This window comes from Streptomyces hirsutus (genome assembly GCF_001418415.1).
GTDB lineage: Bacteria > Actinomycetota > Actinomycetes > Streptomycetales > Streptomycetaceae > Streptomyces > Streptomyces hirsutus.
Window position 1 is genome coordinate 1 of sequence record NZ_LIQT01000223.1, and the last position, 1,818, is coordinate 1,818.

General features: G+C 67.5%; 1 protein-coding gene and 1 pseudogene. Both read left to right on the forward strand.

All coding sequences use genetic code 11. The annotated features are described in order from the left end of the window. Positions 1-58 precede the first annotated feature (58 nt). Complete coding sequence (locus AOK11_RS17970; protein ID WP_055594734.1) at positions 59-1,219, forward strand: IS701 family transposase; 1,161 nt, start codon at positions 59-61, stop codon at positions 1,217-1,219. Between the two features lie 222 nt (positions 1,220-1,441). Next, positions 1,442-1,818 (forward strand): annotated as a pseudogene (locus tag AOK11_RS17975) (transposase); the annotation flags it as partial.

Below are 1,818 nucleotides of genomic sequence, written 5' to 3' on the forward strand. Positions count from 1 at the left end.
CTTAGTACTGCAACGGTGCTTGCCGTGACTGCTGGCCAGCTCGGTCGTTGATGTGGTCATGGGTGGGGACCTTGCTGATGTCAGGCTGTGGGCGGGTGAACTCGAGGCGGTGCATGAGCGGTTTGTGCACCGGTTCAATCGGGAGGAGCCACGCCAGTCGGCGCTGGCGTACATGCGGGGCCTAATCGCTCCGCTGCAGCGCAAGAACGGCTGGACCCTGGCGGAGGAAGCCGGCCATGCCGGGCCGGATCGCATCCAGCGGATGCTGAACCGGATCGAGTGGGACACCGACGAGGTCCTCGACGACGTGCGCCGATACGTAGTCGACAACCTCGGTGATCAGGACGCGGTGCTCATCATCGACGACACCGGTTTCCTGAAGAAGGGCACCCGCTCGGCCGGGGTGCAAAGGCAGTACTCCGGCACCGCGGGACGCACCGAGAACTCCCAGATCGGGGTGTTCCTCGCCTACGCCACCGACCGCGGCCGCACGCTGATCGACCGCAGGCTGTATCTGCCCACGTCCTGGACGGACGACCGGGAACGGTGCCGGCAGGCCGGCATCGGCGACGAGGTCGGCTTCGCCACCAAGGTGGCCATCGCCAAGGCGATGATCCGCCGGGCGATCGCCGAGAAGATTCCGTTCCGGTGGGTGACGGCAGATGCCGCCTACGGCTTCAGCAAGGGCTGGCGCTTCGAACTCGAGCAGGCGGACGTCTTCCACGTCATGGCCACCACCCGACACGACACCGTCGTCACCCGCTTTGCGCTCGACCACCCCGTCCACGAGCTGTTCCCGGGCCTGCCACGGCAGAAGTGGAAACGCCGTTCCTGCGGTGAAGGAGCCCACGGCCGGCGCATCTACGACTGGGCCCGCGTCGAAGTCCGTCCCTGGCACCGGCCCGATCGTCGGCACTGGGTGTTGGCCCGCCGCAGCGTCAGCCGCCCCGAGGAGATCTCCTACTACATCGCCTACTGCCCCGCCGGCACCACGCTGGACCAGCTCATCCGCATCGCGGGCAGCCGATGGGCGATCGAGGAGTGCTTTCAGACGGCGAAGCAGGAGTGCGGCCTGGACGACTACCAGGTCCGCCGCTACCCCGGCTGGCACCGCCACATGACATTGGCCATGGCCGCCCACGCCTGCCTGACCGTCCTGCGCGCCCGCCAGCTGGATGCGGAGAAAGCAGAAACGGATCCTCCCCGCTCATCCACCTGAGCATCGCCGAGATCCGACGGCTGATCACCCGCCTCACCGACCGCCGCCCCGCACCGGTCGAGCACATCCTGCACTGGTCGACATGGCGGCGCAGACGACAACGTCAGGCCCGCGTCAGTCACTACAAACGGCGTGGCCACAGTCCCTGAACTGGTCAGCAATCAGCACAAGCACCGTTGCAGTATTAGAGGTCATCTCATTTGGCTCGGTAGGCTGTCGGCCATGGCAGGGATCGTTGAACGGCTGGTGCCGGACGAGCTGTGGGAACTGTTCCAGCGGGTGGTGCCGGAGGCGCCCTCACGGCCCCAGGGAGGCGGCCGGCGCCGGCACGGTGACCGCGAGGTGCTGGCCGCGATCGTGTTCGTGGCCACGTCGGGCTGCACCTGGCAGCAGGTGCCCGCAGCATCGTTCGGGCCGTCGGGGGCAACGGCTCACCGCAGGTTCACCGAGTGGTCCAAGGCCGGGGTCTGGGCCAAGCTGCACCGCCTGGTCCTGGACGAACTCGGCTCCCGCGGCGACCTGGACTGGTCCCGTTGCGCGATCGACTCGGTGAACATGCGGGCCCTGAAAAGGGGGAGCTGACGGGTCCGAATCCTGTC

Bases quoted from the DNA above. Each gene is read 5' to 3' on its own strand.
- AOK11_RS17970 (WP_055594734.1), top strand. From the start codon at position 59: ATGGGTGGGGACCTTGCTGATGTCAGGCTGTGGGCGGGTGAACTCGAG.